22 protein-coding genes and 1 other annotated feature are annotated in these 22393 nt (G+C 45.7%); of the genes, 4 read left to right on the top strand and 18 right to left on the bottom strand.

The genetic code is table 11. The features are described 5' to 3' along the window. Positions 1-8: 8 nt before the first annotated feature. Entirely contained in the window at positions 9-1520 is a 1512-nt protein-coding gene (gene cls / locus KNO75_RS01600; RefSeq protein ID WP_214819501.1) for a cardiolipin synthase, read from the bottom strand. 83 nt (positions 1521-1603) lie between these two features. Here cls and KNO75_RS01595 point away from each other — a divergent pair, with 83 nt between their 5' ends. Next, a complete protein-coding gene (locus tag KNO75_RS01595; RefSeq protein WP_214819499.1) occupies positions 1604-2329 on the top strand; it encodes an SDR family NAD(P)-dependent oxidoreductase in 726 nt (241 codons plus the stop codon). Between the two features lie 38 nt (positions 2330-2367). Here the strand turns inward: KNO75_RS01595 and KNO75_RS01590 are convergent, their stop codons facing one another. From KNO75_RS01590 to KNO75_RS01575, 4 genes are all read right to left on the bottom strand, one after another. Next, complete coding sequence (locus tag KNO75_RS01590) at positions 2368-3600, bottom strand: DUF2254 domain-containing protein (RefSeq protein WP_214819497.1); 1233 nt, start codon at positions 3598-3600, stop codon at positions 2368-2370. Between the two features lie 65 nt (positions 3601-3665). Beyond that, positions 3666-4322 (bottom strand): adaptor protein MecA, encoded by a 657-nt coding sequence (gene mecA / locus KNO75_RS01585; RefSeq protein ID WP_214695474.1) that lies wholly within the window; start codon positions 4320-4322, stop codon positions 3666-3668. Positions 4323-4493: 171 nt separating this feature from the next. Beyond that, positions 4494-4892, bottom strand: a complete 399-nt coding sequence (spxA, locus tag KNO75_RS01580; RefSeq protein WP_015881217.1) for a transcriptional regulator SpxA — start codon at positions 4890-4892, stop codon at positions 4494-4496. Between the two features lie 177 nt (positions 4893-5069). Further along, positions 5070-5207 (bottom strand): hypothetical protein, encoded by a 138-nt coding sequence (locus KNO75_RS01575; RefSeq protein WP_015881216.1) that lies wholly within the window; start codon positions 5205-5207, stop codon positions 5070-5072. A gap of 221 nt (positions 5208-5428) precedes the next feature. Here KNO75_RS01575 and KNO75_RS01570 point away from each other — a divergent pair, with 221 nt between their 5' ends. After that, a complete protein-coding gene (locus KNO75_RS01570; RefSeq protein ID WP_074035089.1) occupies positions 5429-5962 on the top strand; it encodes an HD domain-containing protein in 534 nt (177 codons plus the stop codon). A 78-nt stretch (positions 5963-6040) separates the two neighbouring features. Here the strand turns inward: KNO75_RS01570 and KNO75_RS01565 are convergent, their stop codons facing one another. The 5 genes from KNO75_RS01565 to KNO75_RS01545 form a co-directional block, all read right to left on the bottom strand. After that, positions 6041-6991: an ABC transporter ATP-binding protein gene (locus KNO75_RS01565; protein WP_074035095.1), complete on the bottom strand. Its 951-nt coding sequence runs from the start codon at positions 6989-6991 to the stop codon at positions 6041-6043. After that, positions 6991-8064, bottom strand: coding sequence for an ABC transporter ATP-binding protein (locus KNO75_RS01560; protein WP_214695470.1), 1074 nt, complete (start codon positions 8062-8064; stop codon positions 6991-6993). Before KNO75_RS01560 ends, KNO75_RS01565 begins: the two co-directional genes overlap by 1 nt. Before the next feature lie 23 nt (positions 8065-8087). Beyond that, positions 8088-9113, bottom strand: a complete 1026-nt coding sequence (gene opp3C, locus KNO75_RS01555; protein WP_412093968.1) for an oligopeptide ABC transporter permease — start codon at positions 9111-9113, stop codon at positions 8088-8090. Further along, a complete protein-coding gene (gene opp3b / locus KNO75_RS01550; RefSeq protein ID WP_214785236.1) occupies positions 9113-10039 on the bottom strand; it encodes an oligopeptide ABC transporter permease in 927 nt (308 codons plus the stop codon). The genes opp3C and opp3b overlap by 1 nt, the downstream gene beginning before the upstream one ends. A gap of 306 nt (positions 10040-10345) precedes the next feature. Then, entirely contained in the window at positions 10346-11965 is a 1620-nt protein-coding gene (locus KNO75_RS01545) for a peptide ABC transporter substrate-binding protein (RefSeq protein WP_214819495.1), read from the bottom strand. A gap of 268 nt (positions 11966-12233) precedes the next feature. Here KNO75_RS01545 and KNO75_RS01540 point away from each other — a divergent pair, with 268 nt between their 5' ends. Both KNO75_RS01540 and trpS read left to right on the top strand, forming a co-directional pair. Further along, positions 12234-12602 (top strand): DUF3899 domain-containing protein, encoded by a 369-nt coding sequence (locus KNO75_RS01540; protein WP_214819493.1) that lies wholly within the window; start codon positions 12234-12236, stop codon positions 12600-12602. A 42-nt stretch (positions 12603-12644) separates the two neighbouring features. Continuing rightward, positions 12645-12851 (top strand) — a binding site (T-box leader). A gap of 51 nt (positions 12852-12902) precedes the next feature. Next, a complete protein-coding gene (gene trpS / locus KNO75_RS01535; RefSeq protein ID WP_214819491.1) occupies positions 12903-13904 on the top strand; it encodes a tryptophan--tRNA ligase in 1002 nt (333 codons plus the stop codon). Between the two features lie 107 nt (positions 13905-14011). Here trpS and KNO75_RS01530 read toward each other — a convergent pair whose 3' ends face one another. The 8 genes from KNO75_RS01530 to KNO75_RS01495 all read right to left on the bottom strand — a co-directional run bounded on the left by KNO75_RS01530 (position 14012) and on the right by KNO75_RS01495 (position 22335). After that, a complete protein-coding gene (locus KNO75_RS01530) occupies positions 14012-15670 on the bottom strand; it encodes a peptide ABC transporter substrate-binding protein (protein ID WP_214819489.1) in 1659 nt (552 codons plus the stop codon). A 202-nt stretch (positions 15671-15872) separates the two neighbouring features. Further along, on the bottom strand, positions 15873-17405 hold the full coding sequence (locus KNO75_RS01525) for a peptide ABC transporter substrate-binding protein (protein ID WP_214819487.1): 1533 nt from the start codon (positions 17403-17405) through the stop codon (positions 15873-15875). A gap of 66 nt (positions 17406-17471) precedes the next feature. After that, complete coding sequence (gene fabF / locus KNO75_RS01520) at positions 17472-18704, bottom strand: beta-ketoacyl-ACP synthase II (protein ID WP_214695452.1); 1233 nt, start codon at positions 18702-18704, stop codon at positions 17472-17474. Beyond that, positions 18701-19660: a beta-ketoacyl-ACP synthase III gene (locus KNO75_RS01515; RefSeq protein ID WP_214819485.1), complete on the bottom strand. Its 960-nt coding sequence runs from the start codon at positions 19658-19660 to the stop codon at positions 18701-18703. The genes fabF and KNO75_RS01515 overlap by 4 nt, the downstream gene beginning before the upstream one ends. A gap of 85 nt (positions 19661-19745) precedes the next feature. Then, positions 19746-20447 carry a 5'-methylthioadenosine/S-adenosylhomocysteine nucleosidase gene (gene mtnN, locus KNO75_RS01510; RefSeq protein ID WP_214819483.1) on the bottom strand — a complete coding sequence of 234 codons (702 nt, stop codon included), beginning with the start codon at positions 20445-20447 and terminating at the stop codon, positions 19746-19748. A gap of 54 nt (positions 20448-20501) precedes the next feature. Continuing rightward, on the bottom strand, positions 20502-20975 hold the full coding sequence (gene greA / locus KNO75_RS01505; RefSeq protein WP_074035127.1) for a transcription elongation factor GreA: 474 nt from the start codon (positions 20973-20975) through the stop codon (positions 20502-20504). A gap of 66 nt (positions 20976-21041) precedes the next feature. Continuing rightward, positions 21042-21677: a uridine kinase gene (gene udk, locus KNO75_RS01500; protein ID WP_074035132.1), complete on the bottom strand. Its 636-nt coding sequence runs from the start codon at positions 21675-21677 to the stop codon at positions 21042-21044. Between the two features lie 16 nt (positions 21678-21693). Continuing rightward, complete coding sequence (locus tag KNO75_RS01495; RefSeq protein WP_214748553.1) at positions 21694-22335, bottom strand: O-methyltransferase; 642 nt, start codon at positions 22333-22335, stop codon at positions 21694-21696. Positions 22336-22393: the final 58 nt, after the last annotated feature.

Genomic DNA, 22393 nt, shown 5'->3' with positions numbered 1-22393 from the left:
CTCCCCCCTTATAGTAGTGGTGAAAACATTCTGGCCAATGATTCTACGAGTTTTATAAAGAATGAGCGCTTTTCAAACTCTTCTAATACTAGTTCGTGAGACCCTTCGAAATCATGATATAAGTCTTGTTTCAACTGATGGACCGAGTTCGTGTTGTACAAAAGAGCATTCACTTCGAAGTTCAAATGGAAGCTACGAAAATCCATGTTCGCAGTCCCGATCGTGGCAAGTCCGTCATCGACGACGATGACTTTTGAATGCATGAATCCTTCTTCGTACAAATAAATCTTTACCCCGGCCAACAGTAACTCCTCATAATAGGAACGACTCGCATAAAAGACGATTTTATGGTCCGGATAGCTCGGTAAGACGATCCGAACATCGATGCCCGATAGAGATGCTGTCTTCAAAGCGCTCATAATGTCCTCATCAGGAATCAGATACGGGGAGGAAATATAGACGGACTTTTTCGCAGCATTGATCAACGAGAAATAAATCGATTTCATCGTCTCATACGGTTCATCGGGTCCGCTGGCAACGATTTGGACGCCTCCACTCGCGCTTCGTACCGTTTCGAGCGGTTCTAAATAGAATGGCGTGAACAGCCGTTCCCCCGTCATGTAATACCAGTCTTGTAAAAAGATCAACTGTAACTCGGACACCCCTTCCCCTCTTACATACAGGTGGGTGTCGCGCCAAAAACCAAATTTTGAATGTTCGCCTAAATACTCATCCCCTACGTTCAAACCTCCAGTGAACGCCTCAGTCCCGTCGATAACGACAATTTTCCGATGGTTTCGATAGTTCGTCTTACTCGACACGAGCGGAAGGACGACCGGAAAGAACGCCTGCACTTGAACGCCGGCTTGCTTCATCTCTTCGAAAAACGTACTGCTCGTATGGATGGAACCAACAGCATCATATAAAAATCGAACTTCGACCCCTTTTTTGGCTTTCTCGATTAATATTCGCTGAATTTCCCGAGAAATACGATCTTCCCGAAAAATGTAATACTCGAGATGAATGTGTCGTGTCGCCCCTTTCAGAGCGGGTAATAACTTCGAGAATTTTTCACGACCGTTCGTCAAGATTTGCGTATACGTATTCGAGGAGACGGGCAATTGGTTTAACGAAGAGGTGAGATGCATCAACTTCTCATAATCATCATGCGCAAACATCAGTGACGGAGATAGCGTCATCGCTTTTTGCCGATAAGCCAAGTACGTCTCTTCGTCGAGCATCGCCTTCTCTTTAAACATCCGTTTACGACGATAGTTCTGACCGAACACAAAGTACGCAAATAGTCCAATGACAGGAAAGCCAATCATGACAATCGCCCAGATCAACGTGCGTTGCGGGTTGCGATTTTCAAGCAAAATCACAAGCAAAATACTGAACGTTGTCAAAAAGACGAGAATCGAGAAAAGCCCGATCACTTGTGAGCTCCAGTAATACGATAATATCGCAATGAGTCCTGCGAGCAAAATAAGGGAAAAGAGTACTTGTATGCGTCGCAACATATTATAACCTGACCTCGTTTCTGTCATGTATTATCATTAATTATACATCGTAACGCCAATTTTTTGAGGGGAGCGAATGAATTATGGGGACTTTTCTAATAACAGGCGCAACAAGCGGGATTGGGCGCGCCGTCGCCTTACAGTTAACCGAGAATGGGCATCGTGTCATGGGAATCGGTCGTGATGAGACACGGGGGGCTTCTCTCGAATCAGATTCGAACGGATTGGCCACGTTCATCCGATGCGACCTTCATTCAGCGGAAGACATCGATCATCTCTTTGGACACTTAAAGGAACAAGGGGTGACGTTACATGGTCTTTTCAACAACGCCGCAACATTTGGTAGACCCGGTACACCGGAGCGTTTGACTCAAGACTCATACAATGAAGTGTTTGACGTCAACCTCTATGCACTGAACACCGTCACACAACGTGCCATCCCTTTGTTTGCTCAAGGCGCGAGTGTCGTCAATAACGCCGCCATCGTCGGACACGTCAAATTCCCACCTATGCTGGCTCATTATGCCGCCTCGAAAGCCGCCGTGGTTGCCTTGACGAAAACGTTCGCACATCGGATGAAAGGAAAGGTTCGATTCAATGCCGTCTGTTTCGGTCCGGTCGATACACCGCTCAGTCATAAACTATATGGTGGAGAAGCAAAATTTAAAGAGGCAATGACCCATCATTTCCGGGGACATGCCGCCCTACCGGAAGAAGTGGCGCCTGTCGTCGAGTTTTTGTTAACCGATGCCTCAACCTATATAAATGGGCAAGCCATTACGGTCGATGGCGGATATACGCTCTCTTGAACAGAGACCACCTCTTCTTTTGAAAAGGTGGTCTCCTGTCATGCCGTCATCTTTTTAGCTCGCCCTATTTTATTGCGTAAATAGTTCTGTTCTTTTGAATGAAGACGTTCCCAATCAATCACATCTTCAAAATAATCAATCATCTCATCAAACGTCGAATCCAATGTCTCATGCGCCTGAAGACGCGCCATTCGAATCGCTTCGAACACGGACCCCATCACAAAGATGTCTTTACTGGCGTAAGTTTGCATCGGCGATAGTGATTCAAAAAGAATTGTCTCAAGCGTCTTTCGCTTCACATGCCAATCAGATTTCCCGTTCGAGTATAGAAAATCTCCATCCGGTAGTTCACAAAGTTCCCGTAAAATATCTCCGATGTAATGAATTGCGTGAATCGCCGTATTCGGGTCATTGATTCCTGGAGAGATTCCACGTAACGCAATCTCACTCAACTTTTCAATCGCAAATGACGGATCTTGCATCGAAGACCGGACTTCGCCGATCTCAAATAGTTCGATGTCCGGGGCGTCCTCGCCTTTCCAAAATCCGAGTAAATCCCCTTTAGCGACAAATTCACCTACGGCTACGACCGATTCAAAGTCCGTTTCATGATCTCCCTGCTTCTCTCTTAAAAATAAGCGGATATACCCCGTCTGCTTTGCCCGCATCGCCTGACCTTCGAATGAATGAACAGAACGTGGTAATACGAGATTCACGTCATCTGACTCGATGGCGTCTTTTTGCTCACTGATTACCGAAAGTGCTTCTTTATGTAACGCGGATAACAAACGTTCTGCCTGAATCGAGACACTGATCGTCTGAATGAACTTGACGAACGCCCAAATCGATCCAATGACCAAGAGCACACTGATCCCTGAAGACAATACGACGCCATCATCTGCCGTTCGGACGAGGAATAAATTCGAAATCCCGTACACGGTCGTCATAATGAAGAGACCAAGCGTATGCTTAGCCGACGTGTTCGTCAAAAAGTTATTGATTGTCCGTGGAGAAAACTGAGAAGAATACGTCGTCAACACGACAAGGATTGTCGAAAAACTAAACGTCATCATCGTCATAAGACTCGTGAACGTCGAAGACAGTACGGATGCTGCCGAGTCCAAGTCCAAATAAATAAAATCTGGTAGTAAATCTCGGAAAAATTCACCGAACAGTTGTGTCAACGCTGTTAACACGATGCCCCCCATCCCATATAGGAATGGAACGAACCATGCACTATCATCGAGCAGTAGTCGAATCCGTCTCACCATACCAACACCTCTTTACCATTGATTTGAAAAAAATCGCCTGTCCGTCTGAACAGGCGATTGATCATTTAGAAGTAGTGACGCACTTTCGCAAAGACATCGCCATCGAGAATGAGTTTACCATACTCTTCAAGCATCGGTTGCGTCTGTGTACTAAATGTTAAATATTCTGCCAAAAGACTGAGTGCATTCTCTTCGTCTTCAGGTTCCATTTCATCCGGGAAATCAATCCACAAATAGTAACGGTCTTGATAATGATATAGTTTCAAATCAAGATCACTGAACGTGTCACCTGCACGCTTACTCAGTGAAATGATCGCCTCGAAATCATCTGTTTCCATTGCGAGTGGCGCCCAAGCATCTGCTTCCGCTTCGAGTTCATCCAACTCACTCAATTGATCGAGTACCGATTGTTGATCTCGTGCTTCATCAATCGCAGAGCGAAGAAGCGAACCGAGTTCAGAATCGTCTTCCGTATCCATCACATTTTTCGCAATTGTCACGGTCACTTCTAGACCTTTTTCAAAAGCTTGGACTTGAATCCACAGTGGACCATCAAACGAGATGTCTTCACGTTCGTGAGCCTCGTCCATCATTTGCCAGAACAGCTGCTCGCCACGTTCTCGGTTGTACCAAATTTCATCACGTGCGAAACCACGTTTTTCGATGTCCACATATGTGATGAAAAATTTGACGGTATTGTCATTGATGCGCTCAATTTTCACGATTGTCCACTCCCTTCTCACCTCGCTCCCAATTCACATAAGGAGGAGAGGGGAAATTGTCTTGTTATCTTTGTACCCTTTTTGACATCGTTCAATCTTGATGACGGGTTATAACTATATTTTATAGGAAATAATCAATAATAAAAAGCACACTGCTTAAACAGTATGCTCTCATTCATTCACAAGTCGCTGTGCTTCCTGCAATTGGAACGTTCGAACCTTCCGTGGCAAGAATCGGCGAATCTCATCTTCGTTGTATCCGACCTGTAGACGTTTCTCATCAATCAAAATCGGACGACGTAGTAAGCCCGGATATTCTTGAATCAGATCATATAATTGTTGAAGCGATAACGCATCAACGGATACATCGATTTTAGAAAAGACTTTAGAACGGGTCGAAATAATCTCATCCGTTCCATCTTCTGTCATACGTAAGATTTGTTTAATCTCATTCAGTGAGAGCGGTTCTGAAAATATGTTTCGTTCTGTAAACGGGATATCGTGTTCTTCGAGCCAAGCCCGTGCCTTTCGGCAAGATGTACAGCTTGGAGACGTATAAAGTGTGACCATTTTTCTTCCTCCCTGATCGAGTATGCGTCCATCTTTTTAAGTGACTCTATTTGTATACCCAAATTTGCATCCACTTAATTATAATAATTCTTAATTATTAAAACTTCAATGATATTCTTTATCATTCAGATATGAAAAGAGGGCGCATTCGTTGAATGCGACCTTGAATGACTCCTCTCAAGATGCTGGGATTCGAGACACTGGTTGAGATACCGTCTCTTTCCCTGGCTTGACTTGCAAGTCTTTCAACTTTTTCTTCAACACTTCTTTCAAAAGTCGTTTTTTCTCTCGTAGAACTTTGTCACGTTCTTTCATGGCCTCTCACCCCCGTACAGCGTAAGCAACCGACCGAGCATTACCGATTCTGAAAATCTTGAACTTGCACTAATCTACAAGTAAATTATAGCACATTAGTTTGTGAAATGTGAATCATTCTTACGAATTCAACATTTCTTTACATAGATATCGTTTGCATTACGTAGAGAAAACCTGTATAGTTTATAGAAATAACCTTTTTCTATTTAAGGAGGAGAGCGATGATGAGAATCACATTAGAAACCATTATGGGACATCCGGTTACCCAAAAATATTTAACTCGATCAGGCTTAAAACATGCTGTAGACGTTTGTGAACGCGCTCTCGAAATGGCAACAAAACGTGGTCTCGATACAGATTTAGCGACGAAAGCTGCGCTACTTCATGATATCGGTCACTATGAATGGTATACAGAAGGTAAGTGGAATTATGACTTATATCGCCAGAACGATATTCATGCGATTAAAGGTGCCGAACGGGCGCACAAGCTACTCATTCGTCTCGGGGAAGACCCCGCCCGTGCCAAAGAGATTTCTGTTATGATTCTCTTGCATACCGATTCCTATTTACCACCAAGCCGAATTCAACGGACCCCGCTTCAACAGCTCGTTCACGACGCAGATACGTTCGTGGAGCAGCCGGGCGGTCTTCACCATTATGAGACAATGGAAATCGAAGATGCGTTAGCTCGTGTCCGTCAAATCGACGCGATTGTCGAACGTCTCTCGAATTTGCCACGCATTTCAAACGGATAACCCGTCACCTATTCCATTAGGTGACTTTTTTTTTGCGCTAAAAAACCCTGACTTCATTTAGAAGTCAGGGTTTTCACATTAAACCAGTTGTGCTTTGTATGCTTCGTACTCTTCGTCCGTGAGTGAGACGTAGTGTCCTGGCTCGACTTCACGAAGTGGTGGGATACTTGAATCTTCATCCGAACGTCCGACTGGACCTTTCGAAGTTGACTCGTATACGATCCGTTTACGTGTACGTTCATGCTCCGGGTCCGGAAGCGGAATCGCTGATAGAAGCGATTTCGTGTACGCATGAATTGGGTTCTCATAAAGGCGATCTGCTGTCGCAAGCTCTACGAGGTGACCTTGATACATAACACCGATACGGTCAGAGATGTATTTAACCATCGACAAGTCGTGAGCGATGAACAAATACGTCAAATCGCGATCGCGTTGCAATTCTTTCATCAAGTTGACGACCTGCGCTTGAATCGAAACGTCAAGTGCAGAAATCGGTTCATCGGCGATGATGAAGTCTGGCTCAACCGCAAGGGCACGGGCAATCCCGATACGCTGACGTTGTCCACCCGAGAATTCGTGTGGGTAACGACTCGCGTGCTCTTTCGTCAAACCAACCGTTTCAAGAAGGTCATACACACGGTTCATACGATCTTCTTTCGTCTTCGCAAGACCGTGAATATCAATCCCTTCTGCGATGATATCCGCAACCGTCATACGCGGGTTAAGCGATGCGTATGGATCTTGGAAAATCATCTGCATAGCACGGTTGAATTTCAACTTGTCTGCTTTTGATTTTTTACCGTGGACGTTTTCGCCTTTGAACACAACGTCGCCGTCAGTCGCGTCATAAAGACCGATGATCGTACGTCCTGTCGTAGACTTCCCACAACCAGACTCTCCTACGAGTCCGAGCACTTCACCTTTGAAAATATCAAACGAGATTCCGTCGACCGCTTTGACGACGCGGCCACGGCCAATTTTAAAGTGCTGCTTCAGGTTTTTTACTTCGAGTAATTTCTCGCGTTCCATTATTCAGCACCACCTTTCGTAAACGATTTTGCGAACGCACTGTCCGGACGATACTTGAGAGCGAGTTCACGAATCGCACGTGGCGGACTAACCGCTGGTGCTTGTGGGTGTAATAACCAACTAGATGCAAAGTGTGTATCACTCACTTGGAACATCGGTGGCTCTTTCTCAAAATCAATCTTCATCGCGTATGGGTTACGCGGTGCGAATGCATCCCCTTTTGGAGGATCGAGTAAGTTCGGAGGCGTACCCGGTATTGCAGGTAACGCTTCGTTACGGTCATCTGTCGGACGCGGCATCGATCCAAGAAGTCCCCATGTATATGGGTGACGTGGCTCGTAGAAAATTTCATCAACCGTTCCTTTTTCAACGAGACGACCTGCATACATAACAGCAACACGGTCAGCCATGTTCGCAACAACGCCAAGGTCGTGCGTGATGAAAATGATCGCTGTGCCTGTTTTTTGTTGAATATCTTTTAACAATTCAAGAATTTGCGCTTGAATCGTAACATCAAGTGCAGTTGTCGGTTCATCGGCAATCAACACTTTCGGGTTACATGCGAGTGCAATCGCGATAACGATACGCTGACGCATCCCACCAGAGAGTTGGTGTGGATATTGTTTCAAACGCGCTTCTGGGTTTGGAATCCCTACAAGTGTCAACAATTCGAGAGTACGTTTTTTCGCATCCTCCCCCGTCAATCCTTGGTGCTGTTTCAACCCTTCTGCGATTTGTTTGTAAATCGTCATTGTCGGGTTGAGTGATGTCATCGGGTCTTGGAAAATCATTGCGATATCGCGACCACGAATTTTGAGCATTTCTTTTTCCGAGAGTTTCGCCAAGTCTTTCCCTTCGAACATGATTTCTCCGTTCGTGATTTCACCTGGAGGGTTCGGAATGAGACGCATGATTGCCTTCGAAGTGACGGATTTACCTGAACCCGATTCTCCTACGATGGCGAGCGTCTCGCCTTTTTTCAAATCAAACGATACGCCACGAACGGCTTGAACCGTTCCTGCATATGTGTGGAACGAGACCTCTAAGTCTCGGACTGATAAAATCGTTTCCATGCACGAGTCCCCCTCTTTCTTTTTTATTTACGCATTTTCGGATCGAACGCATCACGCAAGCCATCGGCAAGCAAGTTGAAGCTGACCATGAGCAAGACGATGATGACCGACGGGATGATAAGAAGGAACGGGAATGTCCGTAGTTCTTTGTATCCATCGTTGATCAACGTACCGAGTGATGCCTGTGGCGGTTGAAGCCCGATCCCGATAAAGCTGAGGAATGCCTCGAAGAAGATGGCAGATGGAATCGTGAACATGAGCGTGATGATAATCGCACCCAATGTGTTTGGAATCAAGTGTTTGAAAATTAAACGCGTACTAGATGCACCAAGTGTGCGAGCTGCCAAGACAAACTCTTGGTTTTTAAGTTTCAAAATCTGACCACGAACGAGTCGACTCATCCCGATCCAACCAGTAATGGCCATGGCGAGGATGATGGTGAATACACCAGGGTCAAAAATCAAGATGAACAAGATGATTAAGATCAAGTTAGGTACACCTGTCAAAATCTCAACAATACGTTGCATGATGTTATCCGTACGTCCACCGAAGTAAGCTGAGACACCACCGTATGCGACACCAATCAATGTATCGATGATGGCCGCAACGAAACCGATGAAGAGGGAAATACGAGTCCCTTCCCAAATACGTGACCAGAGATCACGTCCGAGATAATCCGTACCGAACCAGAAGTTCTCTTCTACATTCTTTTGTTCGTAGAAGTCGATATCGCGTCCACCGAGTGTCGCCATCCCATCAAATCCAGCCCATTCAAGACCTGTGACTTTTGGCGGAAGTTTCGCTTGTGAAATGTTTTGTTCATACGCATCACGAGCCGATAACATCGGTCCAAACAATGCAAGTGCAACGAGAATTAAAATAATTGATAGCGAGATGATGGCCGCTTTGTTTTTCTTTAGGCGCATCCATGCATCTTGCCAGAAGTTTAAACTTTTCCCAGCGATTCGTTCACCAAGCTGTTCATTCATCTCAACAGGTGTGAACATGTCTTGGTCGAACTGTTCGTAATTCTTTTTGTTTTCAATCATCAGTTATTCCCCCCAAGACGAATACGTGGGTCAACAACCCCATAGAGCAAGTCGACAAGCAAAATGATAATAATGAACAATCCTGAGAAGAACAATGTCGTTCCCATGATGACTGAATAGTCATTCAATGTGATTGACGTGACGAACAATTCTCCTAGGCCTGGTACCGCGAAGATTTTCTCGATAACGAACGTACCCGTTAAGAGTCCAGCTGTCATCGGTCCAAGAATTGTGATGGCAGGAATCATCGCATTACGAACCATGTGTTTCCATACGATGGCGTTACCCGTCAACCCTTTCGCTTTCGCGAGAGTGACGTAATCTTGTCCGGTAACCTCTAACATCTCGGTTCGGACGAAACGGGCAATCGCTGCCGTGACACCGAGCGATAATGAGATTGTTGGTAATATTGTATGAGCTGGTGTTTCCCAAAATGCGACTGGGAGCAACTGCAATTTAACTCCGACATAGTACTGAAGGAGGGCTGCAAAAACGAACGATGGGACAGAAATCCCGATTACCGATACGAACATTGAACCATAGTCAATGACCGTATTGTGGCGAATCGCCGCAACAACACCTAACAATACGCCTACAAGAGTTCCGAGAACTAATGCCTGGAGCCCCAATTGTGCCGAAGGACCAATTCGTTCCATAATCAATTCAGTTACTGGACGGTTCGCCGTACGGAATGAAACGCCAAGGTCACCTTGGAGCATGTTTCCAATGTACGTCGCATAGCGGACCGGAAGCGGATCGTTGAGTCCGTAGCGATCATTCAATAATTGAATTTGTGATTCTGTCAGTTTTTCCTGGTTTTGATACGGTGAACCTGGGAGCAGGTCCATCAGGAAGAACGTGAACGTGGCAATCAAGAAGAACGTGATGAGGCCGTAAGTCAGCCGTTGTAGGATATAACGTCCCATGAATAAAAACCCCCTGTTTTTTCTAATTCTTTCTACTACTTGCACCAACAGCTTCACTATGACATATGACCTATTTTTCAAATTCACAAAATGAAAGGAATATTCTGAAAGAATAGCGTATACGTCATCTCAAGGCTCTTAGCACAGCGGCTGAAAACAAAGAATATTCTTTTCAGAGATTATTCTGAATTTTCACTGTTACTACATTATACTTTACCAACAAAACATTTGAACAGTATTTTCTCTTAAGTCGATAGAATTTTTTAGAAAATCGGGGACATGCGGTTCGCATGCCCCCTCATCCCATTACTTGATATCAACGTATTTGTACTGGTAATCAGCACCGAATAGTTGACGGTTAAAGTTTTCGATGTTTGGACGAATCAAGTACGCCACACCAGCTTGATAAATTGGCATGATCGCTTGGTCTTGTTCGATTAAGAGAGCCTCAGCTTCTTTGAACAAGTCATAACGTGCATCGATGTTTGTTTCAGCAGACGCTTCGTCAATCAACTGGTCATATTCAGATGACGCATAGTTGATGTCGTTTTGTCCATTCTCTGATGTGAAGATACCAAGGTTCGTAAGTGGATCTTGGTAGTCAGGTCCCCAAAGTGCGAATGACATTTGGTAGTCACCGTTTGCTTCACGCTCAAGTTTGTTGTTGAAAGGTTGTTGAGCGATTTCAACCGTTACGTTCGGCAAGTTCGACTCAATTTGACCTTTCATGTACTCAGAGATTTGTTTTGAAACTTCGCTATCGAACGAGAGGAGTTCGATGGTAGTCGCTTCTCCGCCTGTTGCTTTTTCCCAAAGTGAAGAAGCTTCAGTAGCATCAGTTTTGAAATATTCAACGCCTTCTGTGTAATCCGTTCCGTCTTCATACTTGATGAATTCTTTCGGGATGAATGAAGTTGTTGCCATCGAACCGTTGTTCAAAAGTTGGTCAATGATGCCTGATGGGTCAACCGCACGAGCGATTGCTTTACGAGCATCAACATTTTTGAAGATTTCATCTTCGTGGTTGAACTTGAAGTATCCGATTGAAGAACGAAGTCCTGTGTTATAGTCCTCATCTTCTTGGAAAGCAGCAACTTGTTCTGATGCGAGACCTGCATAGTCAACGTCACCAGCTTCGTACAAGTTTACGACTGTAGATGTCTCTTTAACGACTTTCACGTCAACCGCGTCAAGAGCAACATTCTCAGCATCCCAATATGATTCGTTTTTCGTTAAGACATAGCCTTGTTCACGATCCCACTCTGACCATGTGAATGGCCCGTTGTAGAGAAGGTTTTCAGGGTTCGTTGAGAAATCTTCGCCTTTTTCTGTTGCGAATGCTTCATTGATCGGTGTGAATGTACCGAATGAAGTAAGTGAAAGGAATGATGGGTCTGGACGCTCGAGTGTGACTTCGAGTGTTTTCTCATCGATTGCTTTAACGCCAAGTTCTTCTTTTGGTGTGTCACCTGTGTTGATCGCTTCTGCGTTTTTAATTGTGTTCATGATGTAAGCATACTGTGAACCTGTTGCAGGGTCGACGGCACGTTGCCATGCATAAACGAAATCATTGGCTGTTACTGGCTCTCCGTTTGACCATTCAGCATCACGAAGTGTGAATGTGTAAACAGTCTCATCTTCGTTTACTTCTGGTTCGCCTTCAGCGAGAGCTGGAACGGCATTTCCATCTTTATCAAGACGGTAAAGACCTTCCATTGTGTTGGCGATCAAGTTGAATGCGACCGCATCTGTAGCAAGAGCCGGATCGGCTGTTGTGATGTCTGACGTATCCGTCAAACGAAGAACTTTTTCTCCGTTTGAAGAAGAACCGCCGCCATCAGAGTCTCCGCCTGTCGAACAAGCCGCGAGTACTGAACCGAGTGCCAAGATGATCGTCATCATGAGCAAAATCGATTTTTTCTTCATTGCGATTTCCCCTTTCGTTTTAAAAGCTAGCCATTCGTCGAATGAACATCTTACTTTTTCTTTAATTTTCTGAATATTTCATAAAGTATTCGACGAAAGAACGTTAGGGCTATTGTAAGAAATTTTTAATCAAACTGTCAACTACATAATAAAACGCTACCATACCACTCGAATTTCATACTCGCATTCTCCCCCACCTTCCTAGTATCATAGAAGAAACGCGGAACGGTTGCTCGTTCCCTTTATGGCGTGAAAGGAGATTACATCGTTGAAAAAGTTTCGAAATATATTGATTGTTTGGGGGATTGTCACAATCCTGTACACCGTTTGGTCGATTTTTTCATATTTCCGAAGCGAATCTTTCCTGTTTCATTTGAGCGGCGGTCTATTCGTTTCCGGAATTCTCACTTTTGCGATCGGGATGTTCTCACATATGAGTGCGACAGGATTGTTCGATGGGATCATGTACGGATTCAAGCGAAGTCGACGTGCAAAACTCAAAGAAATTGATGCGGATTATGAAGAGGATGAAGAAGAAGATCCCGAAGATCGGCAACTCCGTAAGCAATTGGCTTGGAACTGGGTGTTTGTCGGTGTGGGAAGTATCGCTCTTTCGTTTCTCGTCGCGTTGATTTAATCTTTTCGAGAGCATGATCCTATGCTAAACTTAATGCAGAATAAGAACACTTGGATGAAGACAAGTAATTCAATTCCCCTTTTCCTCAGAGAGTCTACGGTGCTGCGAGTAGATGAAAAGACTTGAATGAATGGACTTCGGAGTGGCTCGCCTGAACATGAGTATGGCGAGACGGTTCACGCCCGTTACAGCGTTCAAGTGGCATAGTTTATGCAAATTTGGGTGGCACCGCGGTTATTCGTCCCGATTTATTCGGGCGGACGACTGCGGTTTTTTTATATTCTTCGGAGGTGTATACACATGGCAACGATTTTTTCAGGAATCAAACCGACCGGCGTCGTGACGCTCGGGAACTACTTAGGCGCGATGAAACAATTCGTCGATCTTCAAGATGACAACAATGCATATTATTGTATCGTTGATTTGCATTCCATCACCGTACAACTCGACCGTGTCGAGTTAATGAACAACACGCGAAAACTAGCGGCACTTTATCTCGCTTCTGGTCTCGACCCAGAGAAAGCGACAATCTTCGTTCAATCTGAAGTGAAAGCGCACGCTCAACTCGGCTGGATGTTAACATGCATCGCGGGAATGGGTGAGCTCGGTCGCATGACACAATATAAAGATAAATCGCAGGGAAATGAAAATGTTGGAGCCGGATTGTTCGTTTATCCAACACTAATGGCATCTGACATTTTGTTATACAATACGGAACTCGTTCCTGTCGGAGATGACCAAAAACAACATATCGAATTGACTCGTGATTTGGCGGAACGGTTCAATAAACGTTACTACGAGACGTTCACGATGCCTGAACCACTCATTCAAAAAGAAGGCGCACGCATCATGTCTCTCACAAATCCCGTGAAAAAAATGTCAAAATCCGACACAAACGCCAAAGGATACATTTCAATGCTCGACGAGCCGAATGTCATCCGCAAGAAGATCAAGAGTGCCGTAACCGATTCGAGTGGCGTCATCTCGTTTGACCGTGAGAACAAACCAGGGATTTCGAACTTGTTAGAAATTTACTCACTTTCGACAGGTGCCTCAATCGATGACCTCGTCAAGCAATACGAGAATTCAAATTACGGTACATTTAAACAAGATGTGGCAGAAGCGGTCGTCGCCTTGCTCGAACCGATTCAAGCTCGTTATCATGAATTGATCGATTCTCCAGAACTCGATGAGATTCTCGATGCAGGACGTGCCAAGGCTGAAGCTGTCGCGAATAAAAATCTCGCGAAGATTGAAAAAGCGATGGGTCTCAGTCGTAAACGTGCCAAAATGAAAAAATAAGCCTATATCAACAGAACTCTCCATGCGAGAGTTCTTTTTTTGTATAAAAAAATGGCATAAAAAAGAGAGACAGGCGTCCCTGTCTCTCTTGTAGGTGTGAAATGAAATTATTCTTTGCCTTCGATTGAAGCCCACTTGTAAGAGTAGTCCGCACCGAATGCGTGCTCAACGATACCTTTAACATATGGCTTCGTGAGACGAGCTGATCCACGTTGGTAAACTGGTGAGATTACGCTCTCTTCAAGAACGATCTTCTCAGCATCTTGCATTTGCTTCCAACGCTCAGCTGGATCTGTGCTTGCTTTCGCATCAGCGATGAGTTTATCGAACTCTTCGTTCGACCACTTACCACGGTTGTATGGTCCGTCTGTGACGAAGAGGTCAATGAATGTCATTGGATCTTGGTAGTCAGGACCCCAACCAGCGAATGTGAACTCAAACTCTCCTTTGTTCTCAAGGTCAAGTTTGTTGTTGAACGGTTGTTGCTTGATTGAAACGCTCATACCTGGAAGGTTCTTCTCAAGTTCACCTTTGATGAACTCACCGATTTGCTTCGCAGACTCTGAGTCATAGTTGAGAAGTTCAAGCTCAACTGTATCCGTTCCAAGCTCAGAAAGACCTTCTTCCCAAAGCTTTTGAGCTTCTTCCACGTTGTATCCGCCGATGTCGCCATTTCCTTCACGGAAGTCTTTTCCGTCTGGACCTGTTACGAAATCTTTTGGTACGAAGTAGTTTGCAGGGATTGAACCGTTCGCAAGAAGTGTTTCTGAGATTGCAGCTTTATCGTATGCGCGATCAATCGCGTTACGGATTTTTTGGTTGTCAAGCGCTTCCACAGCAGTGTTGAACTGAAGGTAGAAGAGTGTTGGCTCAACGACAGTTGAGAAGTCTTCGTTATCTTGATATTGAGCAACGAGCTCAGAAGTCAAGCCTGTGCGGTCAACGTCACCGTTTTCATACAAGTTAACACCTGTTGAAACTTCTTTAACGACTTTAACGTTGATCTCTTCAAGTTTAACTGTGTCAGCATCCCAATAGTCTTCGTTCTTGACCATTTTCCAGCCTTGCTCGCGCTCCCAGCTGTCGAGTTTGAACGGTCCGTTATAGAGAGTTGTCTCTGCAGATGTACCGAAGTTTTCGCCTTGCTCTGTATCGAATGACTCAAGTTTTGGCATGAACACGCCGAAGCTTGTCAATCCGAGGAAGTAGTCAGCTGGTGCTGTCAATTTAACTTCAAGCGTTTGATCGTCGAGTGCTTTAACGCCTACTGCATCACGCTCGCCTTCGCCAGTGTTGTACGCTTCTGCGCCTTCGATGACTGACATAACGTATGCATATTGTGAAGCGTTATCTGGGTTGAGTACTTCTTTCCAAGCGTATTCGAAGTCGTTCGCTGTGACAGGCTCCCCGTTTGACCAAGTAGCGCCTTCACGGATTTTGAACGTGTACGTTTTTCCGTCTTCTGAAACGTCGTGGTCTTCAGCCATACCTGGAGTCGGGTTGTCATCCTCATCCATGCGGTAGAGACCTTCGTTGACGTTGTTTAAAACGTTGAACGAAACAGCGTCTGTTGCGAGTGTTGGGTTAAGTGAAGGAATATCTGAGCTGTCGAGCAAGTTGAGGACTTGTGCTTCATCTGCAGAACCTTCTGAACCTGATCCGTTTGAAGACCCTGTGTCTTCATCCCCTGTCGAACATGCAGCTAGGAAAGCACTTGAAAGAAGTGTAACCGAAGATGCTAAAGCAAAACCTTTTTTCTTATTCATTGCGATGACCCCCTGATTTTTTCGTTTTAACGAAGTGAATGATGGTAGAAAATTCAGTCATTTCTTCTGACAGTATTTGTTACCAAAATCCCGTTGATGCAATAATACAATATTCTGATAATTTTGCAAAGTGTTTATTTTGATTTTTCTAAAAAATTTTCTCTATAGTCAAAAAGCCCGCCTAGAGCGGCGGGCCTTTAGCTCAATTTTCATATTTTTTCGAAAAGGTTAGGACATATGAAGGACCGATGACCGGATAACCAATCTGATCGTATCCTTTTTCAACCAAATAAGAACGTCCTGCTTGGTAGATTGGCATAACAACCGCCTCTTCTAACAGCTTCGCTTCCGCGTTTCGTAAAATGATATTACGTTTGTCCAAACTCTCAGTGGAGCGAGCCTGATCCATCAATTGATCGTATGACTCATTTGCGTATCGACTTGAGTTTAGCACATCATTAGACTCGAATTGCGTCAAATAGGCAGATAGCATTGGATAGTCAGGTTGCCATCCAGATAACGAAAAGGAATAATTTCCTGAGACTTCTTTCCTAACTTTATCTCCAAGTGGTAACTCTATAATCTTGACGCTCAACCCGTCCAATTGTTCCAAATTTTCTTTTATTCTGGTCGAAATTTCACGTGCTTCTTCATCGACAAAGCTAAGCAATTCAATCTCAATTGTTTCTGTTTTTAAGCGTTTTTTCACGGTTTCAAATAATTGGTTGGCATCGCCTTCCAACTCTGCAACCGAAGCCTCCTCATCCATGACGAGAAGTCGTTCTGTCGTTTGTTCCGCTTGTGCGAGCGATTCTTCGAGCGTCGTTCGCTCAAGTGTCAGTGCGAGGGCTTGTCGAAACGCAATATCGTCGAATGGCGCTTTTTCAACGTTCGGTTTTAAATAAAACACGCCACTTCTCGGAACGTCCTCAATGTTCATGACTTCCTTATCAATGGTAGACGTGTCGAAGTCATAAGGAATCGGATGCATCCCTGACGTCTCAGTCAAATTTGATTCACTTTGGATGGTGATCGTTTCAAGCGTAACGTTGTCGGCTTCACGATACGTTTCGTTTTTATGTAACGAGATGCTTGTATCGTCTATCTGATTTAATTCAAACGGACCGTTCGTTTCTAACTCATCCCATGTTGTCACGGATGGCTGTGGTAAAAACGCTGGCATTGCAAAAATTCTTTCGAATCCTTCCATAGGTCGGATGAGTGTGATTTCGAGCGTTCGCTCATCGTTTGCTTGAACACCTAACGTATCCGGTTCTTGTTGCCCGAGCCCGATTTCTTTCGCAGATTGGACATCCGCGAGTAAAAAACTAAATGGTGAGTTCGTCTCGTCATCGACGAGTTTACGGAAATGGTCGACGAAAGTCTGCGCGGTAACTGCATTCCCTTCTGTCGTCACACTTTCTTTCAATGTGAACGTATAGACCGTTCCGTCTTCAGATCGTTCTAACTTCTCGACGAGTCCCGGTTCAATCGCCCCATCTGCACCGAATCGGTAGAGTCCCTCATATAGATGTGACAATACGGTTTGGGATGCCGGGTCAATCGCGAGCATGACGTCCGGTTGAGTCGGAAGAGATTCTCCATGAATCGTAAGTGTTTGTTCTTCTGGTGGTAGTAGTTCACGTGACTGCTCTCGTTGTTCGTTCCAAATAAATAAAAAAAGGATAAGGACTGAACCTAACAAGGCGGCCACGATGAATGATTTCTTGTTCATTCGTTGCACTCCTTTCTGTTAGACCAACCCTTATACCCTAACCTTTTTTGAATGATTTTTCTACCGTCAGTTCGTCACTTTTGCAAATGCGAGTGTTGCATTGTGGCCCCCGAAGCCAAGTGAGTTACTGAGTGCATACTGAATGTCAAGTTCCCGATTTCCTTCACGTACATAATCAAGGTCGCAATCTGCTGCAGGTGATTCACAGTTGATCGTCGGATGAATCTTCCCTTCATGAATCGAAAGAGCTGTGATGACTGCCTCGACGCCACCTGCTCCTCCGAGAAGATGACCAATCATCGATTTCGACGAGTTGACCGCGAGTTTGTCGGCGTGTTCCCCGAACACACGACGAATCGCTTTCGTCTCAAGCATATCGTTGAGCGGTGTGCTCGTGCCGTGTGCGTTGATGTATTGAACGTCTTCCGGTTTAATCCCTGCGTCACGAATCGCCTCACTCATCGCTTTTGACCCGCCTTCTGCTTCTGGTGACGGCGCTGTGATATGATACGCATCTGAACTCATCCCGTATCCGACGACTTCTGCATACATTTTCGCTCCACGTGCCTTCGCATGTTCGTACTCTTCTAATACGAGTACGCCAGCGCCTTCACCCATGACAAACCCATCGCGGTTCTCGTCGAATGGACGGCACGCTGTATTCGGGTCCGGATTCGTCGAAAGTGCTTTGTTCGAACAAAAGCCTGCGAACGAAAGTGGTGTAATCGGCGCTTCCGCTCCACCGGCGAACATGGCAATCGCATCTCCCCGTTGAATGACGCGGAACGCTTCTCCGATTGAGTTCGTCCCTGATGCACATGCAGTCACGGAACAGTTACTTGGTCCTTTAGCCCCGAGGTAGATCGACACTTGTCCGCTCGCCATGTTCGGAATCATCATTGGAATAAAGAACGGGCTTACACGACGTGGTCCACGGTCATGAAGGATGGCTGACTGCTTGTCGATTGTTTCGACGCCGCCGATTCCGCTTCCGATCCACGTTCCGACTTCATCGGCAATGGCTTTGACATCGAGTCCGCTGTCTTTATGGGCAGCGTCTGCCGCCAACAGTGAATATTGGATGAACGAATCCATTTTACGCGCTTCTTTTGGTTCGACTAAGTGTTCGATGTTCCACTCTTTTACTTCCGCTCCGACTTTCGCCGGATATTGGCTGATGTCGATTTTCGTCAACGTATCGATTGCGTTGTCCCCTTTTAAAAGACGGTCCCACATTGTCGACACGTCGTTTCCTAACGGTGATACGACTCCTAATCCTGTCACTACTACTCGTTTCATAGATGATTCCCCTCCGTAATTGTTGCATGATTCCATGTCAGACAGCTTGCACCCCACGTGAGTCCGGCTCCAAACCCTGCGATGACGACCGTTTGTCCGTCTTGGATTTTACCAGACTTGACGGCTTCCGCTAAGGCGAGCGGGATCGATGCCGCTGATGTATTCGCATGGTCTTGAATGGTCATGACGACTTTCTCTTCTTCTAAATCTAAACGTTCCATCGCCGCATCGATGATTCGACGATTCGCTTGGTGCGGCACAAGGACGTCGAGGTCGTTTAACGACTTGTCGGCCTTGTTTAACGATTCGAGCACGATTTCCGGCATTTTCCGCACGGCGAATTTAAACACTTCGCGACCGTTCATGACGATCTTTCCTTCATCGTTTTCATACAAGTGCTTGCCACCTGTCCCGTCACTTCCAAGTATGATGGAGTCGATTGAAGCAATCTCGTCTTCCCCGAGTACGACAGCTCCAGCTCCGTCTCCGAATAGGACAGCTGTCGACCGGTCATCCCAGTCAATCAAACTTCCCATCTTCTCTGCTCCGATGACGAGCGTTTTCTTGAAGCCTTTCGAGTCCATCAAGCTTTTCGCTGTATCCATGGCGAAGATAAATCCACTACATGCTGCACTGACGTCGAATGCCACAGCGGCTTTCGCACCAAGATTCGCCTGAACTACGCACGCGGTTGCCGGGAAGGCTGGAGCAGTTGCTGTCGCACAAACAATCGCTTCAATCTCATCGATGGTGACCCCAGCGCTCTGTAACGCCCGTTCTGCGGCACGTGTTGCCATATCCGAGACTGATACGTCACTTCCTGCTAAATGTCGTGCCTCGATGCCTGTACGCGTACGAATCCACTCATCGCTCGTATCCATTCGTTTTTCTAAATCGATATTTGTCACCCGATTGTCCGGTAAGAACGATCCGATGCCGATGATTCCAATATTCATATCGTCGACCCCTATTCTTAGTATCTGGTACTAATATAAGGGAATAAAAAGAGGATGTCAATGCATCCTCCTCACGATCTATCGTTTAAGCTTGTTCGAGGCGTTTCGTGACAGCCATGACCATCTTCGCAGAGTTGATCGATGCCGTCTCTAAAAATTCATCAAACGATAAGTTCGCCTCTTCGTCCGCGCTGTCTGAAATCGAGCGTGTGACGACGAAGGGAACACCGAACTGGTAACACGTTTGCGCGATTGGAGCAGCTTCCATCTCGACGGCAGCGACGCCATCGAAATGGCCAAGGATGTCCGCTACACGTTTTGAGTCGTTGATGAACGAATCTCCCGTTACGATCAATCCTTGATGCACGTTCACGTCCGGTAAGCTTTCAATCACATCTTTACAGACGCTGACGAGCTTTGAATCGGCTTCATATGCTGGTGGCATCCCTGGTACTTGTCCGTACTCATAACCGAATGCTGTCACGTCGACATCGTGGTGACGTACTTCTGTTGAGACGACGACGTCACCGACTTTCATCCCTTTTTTAAATCCGCCGGCAGAACCCGTATTGATCACGACGTCCGGTTTAAACTTATCAATTAAGAGTGTCGTCCCGATGGCGGCATTGACTTTCCCGATGCCTGACTTCAAGATGACGACTTGCATGTTTCCAAGATATCCTTCATAAAAATGATAGCTTGCGATTTCTGTATCTTTACGTTCAGTTAGTTCGTTCCGAAGTAAATTCACTTCTTCTTCCATCGCACCGATGATTCCAACTTTCATTCCGATTCCTCCTCAGAAAGAGAGCGACTTCCAAGATGGAGGTCGCTCAACAACTTATTTGATTTCTTTGATTTCGACGATCATGTCGCCACCTGGTGTTTGAACCGTGACCACATCTCCGATCGTACGGCCAAGAAGCGCTTTCGCGATTGGTGATTCGTTCGAGATTTTCCCTGTGAACGGGTCTGCCTCGGCACCACCGACGATTGTGTATGTCTCGTCTTCGTTGTCTTCTTGGATGAAGAACGTTACAGTTTTCCCGATTGAGACAACCGAGTTATCGCCTGCATCATCTTGAATGATGACTGCGTTGCGGAGCATTTCTTCTAATTGTGCGATTCGTCCTTCGACCATCGCTTGTTCTTCTTTCGCCGCGTCGTATTCCGCGTTTTCTGATAAGTCACCGAAATCACGAGCAATCTTAATATTTTCAACGACTTCTTTACGGCGGACCGTTTTCAGTTCGTTTAATTCATTCTCGATCTTCGCTTTTCCGTCTAACGTCATATAGTGTTGTTTTTCAGCCATTTCTGTCACTCCTTCATTGTCTCCTAGTATATTACAGCTAGGGTAAATTGAAAACGATTTATTTCCTCACGCGCGATTACGCTCAGTGAGCACCCAACGGATCTTTGTCACGAGTAAATCGATTGCGACAAAGTTTTCTCCGCCTTCAGGAACGATGATGTCCGCATACCGCTTCGTCGGCTCGCAGAACTGTAAATGCATCGGACGAACGACATTCGTGTACTGTGCCACGACCGAATCAATCGAACGTCCACGTTCATTGATATCCCGCTGCATGCGGCGCAGGATGCGAACGTCAGCATCTGTATCCACGAACACCTTAATATCCATCAATTCACGCAAACGGGCATCTTCAAGTGCTAAAATCCCCTCAACGATGACGACATCGACCGGTTCGATCAAAATCGTCTCATCAGAGCGCGTATGGGCCGCGTAGTCATATACCGGCTTCTCGACAGCCTGATGTTGTTGCAATTGTTGGATATGTTCAATTAGCAAATCGTTATCAAAGGCGAAGGGGTGGTCGTAGTTTGTCTTGTACCGCTCCTCCATCGTCATTTCAGATTGATCTTTATAATACGCGTCTTGTTCAATCATGACGACCGATTGACCTTTAAACGCATCGACGAGCGCACGGGCCACGGTCGTTTTTCCAGATCCGGTACCCCCGGCCACGCCAATAATGACGGGTTTATGTTGCATCAAAGTTAAGTCCTCCTCATCGTAATTTACGACTGATTGCTAGGCCATCACCAAGGGGCAAAATTGCAGTATGATAATCGGTCCGTGCCATCAATTGCTCAGTAAACTGCTTCACGAGACGGACAAGTCGGCGTCGACGTCGGTCCAATACTGACACGTCCTCGAGCAAGACGTCCCCTCGTAAAAACAAATTATCGCTGTAAATCGTACCACCAATTGGTACTAAAGCGCCATACCCATCAAAAAATTTTTGATATTGTCCTTTTGCCGCATCAATAAACACGGCATCGAACTCACCTTCAATCGAACCAATCAATTCAACGGCGTCACCGTGAATCAATGTGATGCGATCGCGAACATCAGAACGTCCGATAAAACCAGTCGCCTCTTCGAATCGACGAGCATTTCGTTCAATCGTGACGATTTCGGCATCTGGTAACAACTCTGCCATACGGATTGCACTGTAGCCAATTGCCGTCCCCACCTCAAGGATGCGGGTCGGTCGCTGCATCGCCAACAAAGAGAGAAGCACTTCAGAGCCCGTCAAGTCCATGATTGGGACGTGATGTTCTCGCGCAAATGCCTCCATCTCCGTCAACAGCGGAGAGCGGTCGTTGATCAATTGTTCTACATATCCCTCATAGGATGCATGGTCCACTCGTTCCACCTCTTAACTCTCTTCATTCAAACGACCGGAAGCATCCGCTTCCGGTCGT

Source organism: Exiguobacterium sp. s35 (assembly GCF_018617535.1).
Taxonomy (GTDB): domain Bacteria; phylum Bacillota; class Bacilli; order Exiguobacteriales; family Exiguobacteriaceae; genus Exiguobacterium; species Exiguobacterium aestuarii.
Note: the sequence above shows the minus strand (reverse complement) of the source record. Positions and strands in the feature narration are given on the sequence as shown.

What these genes read in the sequence shown, in the direction of transcription:
- greA (WP_074035127.1), bottom strand. Translation starts at nt 20,975, where the DNA reads ATGGCTGAAAAACAACACTATATGACGTTAGACGGAAAAGCGAAGATC.
- trpS (WP_214819491.1), top strand. Translation starts at nt 12,903, where the DNA reads ATGGCAACGATTTTTTCAGGAATCAAACCGACCGGCGTCGTGACGCTC.
- KNO75_RS01525 (WP_214819487.1), bottom strand. Translation starts at nt 17,405, where the DNA reads ATGAACAAGAAATCATTCATCGTGGCCGCCTTGTTAGGTTCAGTCCTT.
- KNO75_RS01565 (WP_074035095.1), bottom strand. Translation starts at nt 6,991, where the DNA reads ATGGAACGCGAGAAATTACTCGAAGTAAAAAACCTGAAGCAGCACTTT.
- KNO75_RS01575 (WP_015881216.1), bottom strand. Translation starts at nt 5,207, where the DNA reads ATGAAAGAACGTGACAAAGTTCTACGAGAGAAAAAACGACTTTTGAAA.
- mtnN (WP_214819483.1), bottom strand. Translation starts at nt 20,447, where the DNA reads ATGAAAGTTGGAATCATCGGTGCGATGGAAGAAGAAGTGAATTTACTT.
- udk (WP_074035132.1), bottom strand. Translation starts at nt 21,677, where the DNA reads ATGCAACATAAACCCGTCATTATTGGCGTGGCCGGGGGTACCGGATCT.
- KNO75_RS01515 (WP_214819485.1), bottom strand. Translation starts at nt 19,660, where the DNA reads ATGAATATTGGAATCATCGGCATCGGATCGTTCTTACCGGACAATCGG.
- opp3C (WP_412093968.1), bottom strand. Translation starts at nt 9,113, where the DNA reads ATGATTGAAAACAAAAAGAATTACGAACAGTTCGACCAAGACATGTTC.
- KNO75_RS01595 (WP_214819499.1), top strand. Translation starts at nt 1,604, where the DNA reads ATGGGGACTTTTCTAATAACAGGCGCAACAAGCGGGATTGGGCGCGCC.
- KNO75_RS01570 (WP_074035089.1), top strand. Translation starts at nt 5,429, where the DNA reads ATGATGAGAATCACATTAGAAACCATTATGGGACATCCGGTTACCCAA.
- spxA (WP_015881217.1), bottom strand. Translation starts at nt 4,892, where the DNA reads ATGGTCACACTTTATACGTCTCCAAGCTGTACATCTTGCCGAAAGGCA.
- KNO75_RS01590 (WP_214819497.1), bottom strand. Translation starts at nt 3,600, where the DNA reads ATGGTGAGACGGATTCGACTACTGCTCGATGATAGTGCATGGTTCGTT.
- fabF (WP_214695452.1), bottom strand. Translation starts at nt 18,704, where the DNA reads ATGAAACGAGTAGTAGTGACAGGATTAGGAGTCGTATCACCGTTAGGA.
- KNO75_RS01530 (WP_214819489.1), bottom strand. Translation starts at nt 15,670, where the DNA reads ATGAATAAGAAAAAAGGTTTTGCTTTAGCATCTTCGGTTACACTTCTT.
- KNO75_RS01560 (WP_214695470.1), bottom strand. Translation starts at nt 8,064, where the DNA reads ATGGAAACGATTTTATCAGTCCGAGACTTAGAGGTCTCGTTCCACACA.
- cls (WP_214819501.1), bottom strand. Translation starts at nt 1,520, where the DNA reads ATGTTGCGACGCATACAAGTACTCTTTTCCCTTATTTTGCTCGCAGGA.
- KNO75_RS01545 (WP_214819495.1), bottom strand. Translation starts at nt 11,965, where the DNA reads ATGAAGAAAAAATCGATTTTGCTCATGATGACGATCATCTTGGCACTC.
- opp3b (WP_214785236.1), bottom strand. Translation starts at nt 10,039, where the DNA reads ATGGGACGTTATATCCTACAACGGCTGACTTACGGCCTCATCACGTTC.